The sequence below is a fragment of the Brachybacterium sp. p3-SID957 genome (genome assembly GCF_025144775.1).
Taxonomy (GTDB): Bacteria; Actinomycetota; Actinomycetes; order Actinomycetales; family Dermabacteraceae; genus Brachybacterium; species Brachybacterium epidermidis.
In genome coordinates this window covers 1-7,971 of sequence record NZ_JALXKT010000094.1, presented here as the reverse complement: position 1 = coordinate 7,971, position 7,971 = coordinate 1, and the positions used below count along the sequence as shown (strand labels likewise).

Sequence of the window (7,971 nt, the reverse complement as noted above, 5' to 3'; positions counted from 1 at the left end):
ACCGAATACAACCACCACCGCCGGCACTCCTCGCTCGGCTACCTAACCTCGGGCTTTCATCGTTGAGGTGTCCGAGGAGTGGTCGTAGACGCGGAAAGGTGCTCCTGACCTGGAAGAATAGGGCTTGCTTAAGGTCCAATTCTCCCAGGTCGAAGGAGCACCTTCAGGGTGAACACTACCGGGTTGTATCCGCGGGTGCAGGTTGATGTCGCACCGAGTGCGGCGGTGGGGCAGGCGGGCGGGGTGCTGCTGACCGAGACGGTCCGCGCCACCGGCCTGGACCGGGCCCTGTCGCAAGCGCTGGGACCGTGGCGGCGCCCGTTGGCGCAGCATGATCCAGGCAAGATCCTGCTCGACCTCGCGCTGACACTGGCTGTGGGCGGGGACTGCCTGGCCGACGTCGCCGCGGTGCGGGCCGAGCCGGACGTCTACGGTCAGGTGGCCTCGGATCCCACGATCTCTCGCCTGCTCGCGCTCCTGGCCAGCGATGTCGATGCTGCCGAACGCGCGATCAACACCGCCCGCCGCCGCGCCCGCGAGGCGGCGTGGGCTCGGGCCGGCAGCCATGCCCCGAGCCATCACGTCACCGCGAAGAACCCGCTGGTCATCGATCTCGACGCCACCCTCGTGACAGCTCATAGCGAGAAGGAGAACGCACGAGCGACGTTCAAGAAGGGATTCGGGTTCCACCCCCTGCTGGCCTTCGCCGACCACGGCGAAGGCAGTGGTGGGGAGATGCTGACCTGCCTGCTCCGGCCCGGGAACGCGGGCTCGAACACGGCTGCTGACCACAAGACCGTGATCAGACAGGCGCTGGCCCAAGTAGGGCTGGGGCCCAGGCCGGGGAAGAAGGTGCTGATCCGGATCGACGGTGCCGGCTCCACCAAGAAAACCATCGAGGAGCTGGTCAAACGCCGGGTCTCGTACTCGGTGGGATTCACGTTGCCCGCCAACACCCCGGAGGTCTACCGGATCATCCCCGAGCATGTCTGGGAGCCGGCCTATGACCCCGACGGCACCCCACGAGAAGGGGCGGACGTGGCCGAGCTGACCGGACTGCTGGACCTCAAGGACTGGCCAAAGGGGATGCGGGTCATCGTCCGCCGCGAGCGACCGCATCCCGGGGCGCAGCTGCGGTTCGAGGACGTCGACGGTTACCGCCTGACCGCCTTCGCGACCACTCCCCCTCCTCGCTGCGCTCGGGGGAGGTGCCCCCACCCACCCGGGGGCAGCTGGCTGACCTCGAAGTCCGTCACCGCCGCCGGGCGCGATGCGAGGACCGGATCCGGGCCGCGAAAGACGCTGGCTTACGGAACCTGCCGCTGAAATCCTTCGCCCAGAACCGGATCTGGTGCCAGATCATCGCTCTGGCCAGCGAAATCACTGCCTGGATGGGCCTGCTCGCGCTTCCCGACTCCTCGGCACGGCGATGGGAACCCAAACGCCAGCGACTGCGTCTGTTCCAGACCGCCGCAACCTTCGCTCGCCATGCCCGGTAGCGGGTCCTGCATCTCTCGGACCGGTCACGCTGGGCCGGGATCATCCAGGCAGGCTACGACCGCCTCGCCCAGCTTCCCGCCCCGGCCGGATAGCTCCCGGCCCCGTCGCTGACCGCACTCCCCAAGGACCCTGGCACCGGAACGCCCGGCCACCGCGATCGACACGCGGCGACCCGTCACACCCTCATGCCACAATCAGCTCGCGCACACCGGCAACAACGCCGGACACCGCCGCTCAGCAGCACCATGAAAGATCGAGGCTATCTCTCGCTCTCGGGTGCGTGGCCACCCGGGTGAGGCCAGCGGCTCCGATCACAATTTGCGAAGAACTCTGCTCATCTGTTGTTACACGCCGTTAAAGTCGCAACCAAGAATCGTTTCGTCCGTTATCTCCCTCGCGCGCGCGTGGCGTCGGGTCGAGCGGTCCAGCGCAGGGGTGTGAGACGGTGGCTGTGGTCGCCGATGAGCCGTGGAGGGGCCGTTGAACGCTGTTTCCGGGGGATCTGGGGTTGGGGACCTTGACTGATCTGGATGTCGAGCGTGCCGCGCAGGCGCGCCATCGACCCTCGACGCGGACCCAGCGCACGTCGGAGGCACGGCTGCGCCTGCTGACGCTGCCGGCCATGATCGTCGCGGACATGCTCGCGCTCGCCCTCGCGGTGGGCATCGCGTTTGCCGTCCGCCAGCTCGTCTTGCCGCCAGCCGGTGATCTTCGCGAGAACGTCACCAGCGCCTCCCTCGTCATGGCGCTCGGATGGTTGGCCGCCATCGCGATGCTCGGCGGGTACGACCGTCGCCAGCTCACCTCCGGCCCGCAGCTCTACCGCAATGTCCTCCACGCCTCCGGCGCTGCCTTCGGTGTCATCGGCGCGCTCGTCTACCTGCTGGATCTCGAGCTCTCCCGCGCCTTTTTCGTCGTCTTCTCCGTGGCCGGCCCGCCGCTGCTGCTGTTGAACCGGTTGCTGCTGCGGCGCGGCCTCGCCGCGGCCCGCGTGCGCGGGGCCTTCCGCCAGTCGGTGATCGCCGTGGGCTCCCTCGGCCACGTCGACGGGATAGCCGCGACCCTACACCGCGAGCGGTGGCTCGGCTACGACATCGTGGGCGCCGTGACCCCGGGAGGCATCGCCGACTCCTCGCGGCTCGGGATCCCCGTGCTCGGGGCGGAGCGTGACCTGCTGGCGATCGCTGAGTCCGCCGCGCCGGACATGCTGCTGTTCACCGCCGGGTCCACCTCGAGCGCGGAGGAGTTCCGCCGCACCGCTTGGAAGCTTGAGCACGAGAAGATCGGCGTGATCGTGGTGCCCGCCCTCACCGAGATCTCCGCGGACCGCGTCACGATGCGCCCCGTCGCCGGGCTGCCGCTGGTGCACATGGATCTGCCCCGCGCCCGCCAGGCCCTGCGCTGGACCAAGCGCCTGTTCGACGTGGTCGTCGCCGCGCTCGTCCTCGCGGTGATCTCCCCGCTGCTCGCCGTGATCGCGCTGCGCATCCGCGCCCACGACAGAGGACCCGTAATCTTCCGCCAGCAGCGCGTGGGCCGCGACGGGACGCACTTCGAGTTCCTGAAGTTCCGCACGATGGTCACCGACGCCGAGGCCGTGAAGGTCGAGATGGTCGAGCGCGCCGTCCAGGACCGCGGCAACACGGTCATGTTCAAGATGCAGAACGACCCCCGCATCACCGCCCCCGGACGCTTCCTGCGCCGCTTCTCCCTCGACGAGCTGCCGCAGCTGTGGAACGTGCTACGGGGCGACATGAGCCTCGTCGGCCCCCGCCCCGCCCTGCCCGGCGAGGTGGAGCGCTACGACGACGACGCGCGTCGGCGCCTGGATGTTCGCCCCGGCATCACCGGACTGTGGCAGGTCTCCGGCCGCAGCGACCTCTCCTGGCAGGACACGGTGCGGCTGGACACCTACTACGTCGACAACTGGTCCTTCACCCAGGACCTCCAGATCCTCATCCGCACGGTCAAGGCCGTGCTCGCCTCCTCGGGCGCCTACTGACGATGACCCGGCCCGTTCCAGGCGGAGCAACCGCTGCGCGCCCCAAGAGCGCACTGCCCCGTCCTCTCCGCCTCCTCGCCGCGCTCGTCCTGCTGCTCTATCCGCTCGCGGCGGGCGCGCTGCTGCTGACCTCGGACGGCTGGGCCGTGAACCGTCTGAACGTGGGGATCTGGTACCCCGTCACCGGTGCCGTGGGCCTGCGTGAGCAGGTCACCCCGGAGATGTTCGCGGCGCTCGCGAACGTGGCGCTGTTCGTGCCGTTCTTCGCGGCGCTCGCCGTGCTGGTGCCCACCTGGTGGTTGGTGGCGGCCGGCGCGGGGCTCTCGATCGCGGTCGAGCTCTACCAGGGCGAGATCGGCACGCGGGAGCAGGACCTGGTCGACATCCTCGCCAACACCGCCGGTGCCGCGCTCGGCGTCGGCCTCGGGCTGCTCGTGCGACGGCTCGCCGGGAGGCACGCACGGAACCGCCGCACGGAGCGGCCGGCCGACGCGTCGGCCCGTCGGCCGGGACTCAGCGACCCAGGAAGCGCCCCCAGCGCGCCCACCACTCCCGGCGCACCTCGCCCCGAGACGGGGCATGGCCCAGGCGGAGGCCCAGATGATCGCGATTGACCTGCAGCGCCTCGACCAGCAGCCGGGCCTTCGCCAAGGAGCCGTCGGCGTCCCGCAGGCGTGCCCGCCATACCTCCCGCGGGGCGGCGCCGTCGTGCACCGCCTGCCACACCCGCGCCCCGGGCAGGCCCTCCACGGTCTCCGGGCGACCGATCGCGAGCGCGAGCGGCACCTGGGCACCGAGCTCGGCGGCGAGACCCTTGATCCGCGCGCGCTCCGCCTCGTCCACCTCGGTCCAGGCCACGCGCACGTCATGACGGGAGCGGCCGCTCGCATCGCGGGCGGCGTGCACCAGCAGCACCAGACGCTGCGCGGTGAGATCCGGGACCGCGCACGGGGCGCCGCCGAGGTCCACGCTCTCCCGATGCGCCCACAGGCGCTCGAAGGTCGCCGCCGCATCCCGGTCCAGGCCTGGGAAGGCGCGGTGCAGATCGGCCGTTCCCCACACGCGGTGGTGGAACGTCGCCGCATGCGCGAACACGCTGCCGTGTTCGAAGGTGGTCAACTGCCCCCATCCGTCGGCCTCGAGCGCGGCCACCAGCGGCGCGACCTGCCCCGGGTCCACCAGCACGTCGCAGTCCGAGGAGCCGGCGCGGCCCTCGGCCAGCAACGGATGCAGCGCCACGCCCTTGAGATGCAGGATCCTCACACCCGCGCCTCGGGCAATATGGTCGAGGCAACCATGGGCCATGCGCAGACGCACCGGGACCGGCACCTGCATGGGGGATGTCATGGGGGCAAGTGTAGGAGCCGCCGGCCCCTGTCCACGGGACCGGCAGCAGCGCCCACGGGCGGAAGGAAGCTCGGCATGAGCGCAGTGGGACGCAGCAACGGGAAGGGAAGGGGGAGTGGACGTGTGGCAGCTCGATAGCCGCATCCAGCACTACGAGTGGGGATCGACCACCGCGATCCCCGAGTTCCTGGGCCGACCCGCCGACGGCACCCCCTGGGCCGAAGCCTGGTACGGGGCGCACCCACTGGCACCCTCCACCCTCACCACCGGGCAGGACGCCGGCGCCGGGCTCGACGCCGCGATCGCCGCGGACCCGCGCCGCATGCTGGGCGACGGCGTGGAGCGCGCCTTCGGCGCCCGCCTGCCCTACCTGCTGAAGGTCATCGCGCCGGACAAGCCGCTGTCCCTGCAGGTCCACCCCGATCGCGAGCACGCCCAGGAATCCTTCGCCGCGGAGACCGCGGCCGGGCTCCCGCTCGAGTCGCCGCTGCGCAACTACCGCGACGACAACCACAAGCCCGAGATGCTGATCGCGCTGACCCGATTCACCGCGCTGTGCGGGTTCCGCACCCCGCGCCGCGCCGCCGCGCTCCTGCAGGGGCTGGGCACCGATCTCACCGACCGCCTCCACACCCTCCTCACCCGCAGTCCAACCGCCCACGGCATGCGCGCCGCGTTCCGCACCCTGGTCTCCTCCGCGATGCGCCCCAGCCCCGAGGCTGTCCAGCAGGTCGTCGAGGCCTGCCGGGCTCGTGCCGACTCCGGCCACTCGCCCTCCCCGCGCATCGACCAGACCGTCGCGCTGCTCGCGGAGCACCACCCGGGCGACCCCGGCGTGGCCGCCGCGCTGCTGCTGAACCCCGTTACCCTCCGCCCCGGCGAGGCGATGTTCGTGCCCGCAGGCACCCTGCACGCCTACCTGCACGGCGTGGGCCTGGAGATCATGGCCGCCAGCGACAACGTGCTGCGCGCCGGGCTGACCCCCAAGAAGGTCGACGCCGACGAGATGCTGCAGTGCGTGAGCGTGCAGGCCGCGCCGCCGCTGCGTGTCGCGCCGGAGCGGCAGACCGCGACGTCGGTCGCGTACTACGCGCCCGTCGACGATTTCGAGCTGTCGCTGACCACGCTCACCGACCCGCCCGGCACCTTCCGCACCCGCCACCGCGTCCCCGGCGGCGGGCCCCGCACCCTCCTCGGCCTTGAGGGGGAGGTGCTGGTCCAGTCCGACACGGGCCGCCATGTGCTCACCGCCGGGCGGGCGCTGTTCGTCCCGGCCGACGCCGGCCTCCTCCACGCCGGCGGAGCAGGTCGCTTCGTCCAAGCGAGCGTCCCGTGACCCGCTACCGGCTGCGTCCCGTGGTCAGCGAGTGGGACGGGGAGGACCTGTGGGTCGGGGCGCTGCCCCACGGCCCGATCACCCGCATCCAGGGCGCCGGCGCCCTCGTGCTCGAGCTGCTCGCCGAGGCGCCGGACCGCGCCGCGAGCCCCGCCGAGCTCGCCGACCGGCTGCGGCAGGAGGTCGAGGACGTGCCCGAGGACGCCGAGCAGATCATCACCGGCTTCCTCGCCGAGCTGGATATGAGCGGGATCCTCGAGACGATCGATGGTGACGGCGTGTGACTGCGACCGCGATCCGGCTTGAGGTCGCCGACCACAGCGTGCTGCTCACCTTCGGGCCCGGCCTGGAGACCGTGGCCGAGGAGATCGACGCCCTCTGGTCCCACCTGCGCGCGACCGGCGACGGCGACGCGACACCGCAGATCCGCCTCGACTATGTGCTCACCGGCGGCGACCTCCCCGCCGGGACCGTCCCGCTGCCCGCGCGGCCCGAGGCGAGCTACACCATCTCCGGCCACCTCACCCGCGAGGTGATCCGCCGCCTGATCGGCACCCGCCTGCTCCTGCACGCCGGTGCCGTTGCCCACCCCGAGCTCGGCACCCTTGTGCTGGTCGGCGCGTCCGGGGCCGGGAAGTCCACCGCCTCCTCCCTGCTCGGACGGGACGGCGCCTATCTCACCGACGAGCTGACGATCATCACACCCGGCAGCTTCGCGCTCACCCCGTATCCCAAACCCGTCTCCAAGCACGACCCGCAGCTCGGCGCTAAGCGGGACTTTGCCCTGGGGGACCTGGGGCTGCGCCCCGCCGATGAAGCGGCCGCCCCGGCACCGGCGATGGTGCTGCTGCTCGAGCGGATTCGGGACGAGAGCGAGGTGGGGGAGGGGTCCTCGGTGACGCGGGTGCCACTGTCCGAGGCATTGACCCGGATCGTGCCGCAGACCTCCTCGCTGTGGGAGCTGCCCGGAGGTCTCGCCGCGCTCGCCGGGCTGCTGGACTCCGTGGGCGGCGCTCTGGAGGTGCGCTACCGGGAGGCCGCCGAGCTCGAGGAGCTGCTGCGCCGCCTGCCGCCGGCCGAGCACGTCGAGACGGCCGAGATCGAGCCGCGGCCCGGAGACGCGGCCGCCGGGGAGGACACGGCACCCGCGCCCGGCAGGATAGCGGCCGTTCCTTTCCACCAGGCGCTCGCCGTCGAGTCCGGGCTGTTCCTGCTCGGCGAGCACGGCGCGATCCACCTGCCCGGCCTCGCGGGACTGGTCTGGAACCTGCTCGCTGACGCGGGCCCCCTCACATTCGACCAGCTCGAACAGCTGGTGGTCGAGGAGATCGGGGAACACCCCAAGAGCGCGACCCTCGTCCGTAGCACAGTCGCGGATCTCGTGGACCACGGCTGGGCCCGCCAGGGCTGATCAGGGGGCGCGGAAGTGACTTCACCCTCCGGTGTTCGCCCCGCCAAGGCCGGACACTCCTCCTTCACCCGCCGCGCCCTCGTGGACCGATGTCAACGCTCTGCATGTCAGTGCGGCGAACGAACCCAGTGTCCTTGACCTGTTCCTCGGGCGAGGCTCTGGCGGCCAGACTCGGAGCAGGGCGTGGCGTTCGGTCGCGGAAGGCTCTGAGCTTCCGGGTCACTCCTTCCCTGTTCGCACTCAACCGTCGGACGACAGTTCCCCCCGTGCCTGTGCCTCCGCCAGCTGCTCCCAGATCTCCTGCACGAACTCGATCACGGCGCTGCCGCCGTTGACGGGGCCGCCGGCGAGCTGGCCGTCGGCCCCCAGTAGCAC

The 7,971-nt window shown here is 71.3% G+C and carries 6 protein-coding genes and 1 pseudogene; 6 read left to right on the top strand and 1 reads right to left on the bottom strand.

From position 1 onward, the window contains the following. Window positions 1–168: 168 nt before the first annotated feature. From M3B01_RS14140 to M3B01_RS14130, 3 genes and pseudogenes are all read left to right on the top strand, one after another. Window positions 169–1,592: pseudogene (locus tag M3B01_RS14140) on the top strand (IS1380 family transposase). A gap of 425 nt (window positions 1,593–2,017) precedes the next feature. Next, a complete protein-coding gene (locus M3B01_RS14135; protein ID WP_259793133.1) occupies window positions 2,018–3,502 on the top strand; it encodes a sugar transferase in 1,485 nt (494 codons plus the stop codon). 2 nt (window positions 3,503–3,504) lie between these two features. After that, complete coding sequence (locus M3B01_RS14130; RefSeq protein ID WP_193865147.1) at window positions 3,505–4,116, top strand: VanZ family protein; 612 nt, start codon at window positions 3,505–3,507, stop codon at window positions 4,114–4,116. Here M3B01_RS14130 and M3B01_RS14125 read toward each other — a convergent pair. Then, window positions 4,016–4,849: a nucleotidyltransferase family protein gene (locus M3B01_RS14125; protein ID WP_259793131.1), complete on the bottom strand. Its 834-nt coding sequence runs from the start codon at window positions 4,847–4,849 to the stop codon at window positions 4,016–4,018. The two genes, M3B01_RS14130 and M3B01_RS14125, sit on opposite strands and share 101 nt — an antisense overlap. A gap of 121 nt (window positions 4,850–4,970) precedes the next feature. Between M3B01_RS14125 and manA the strand changes: the two genes are divergently transcribed. From manA to M3B01_RS14110, 3 genes are read left to right on the top strand one after another with little or no spacing between them, the layout of a single operon-like run. Further along, the gene (manA, locus tag M3B01_RS14120; protein ID WP_259793129.1) at window positions 4,971–6,185 is read left to right on the top strand and encodes a mannose-6-phosphate isomerase, class I; all 1,215 of its coding nucleotides are present in this window, start codon (window positions 4,971–4,973) and stop codon (window positions 6,183–6,185) included. Then, on the top strand, window positions 6,182–6,469 hold the full coding sequence (locus tag M3B01_RS14115) for a PqqD family protein (protein ID WP_259793128.1): 288 nt from the start codon (window positions 6,182–6,184) through the stop codon (window positions 6,467–6,469). The genes manA and M3B01_RS14115 overlap by 4 nt, the downstream gene beginning before the upstream one ends. Beyond that, entirely contained in the window at window positions 6,466–7,596 is a 1,131-nt protein-coding gene (locus M3B01_RS14110) for a hypothetical protein (protein WP_259793125.1), read from the top strand. The genes M3B01_RS14115 and M3B01_RS14110 overlap by 4 nt, the downstream gene beginning before the upstream one ends. Window positions 7,597–7,971 lie beyond the last annotated feature (375 nt).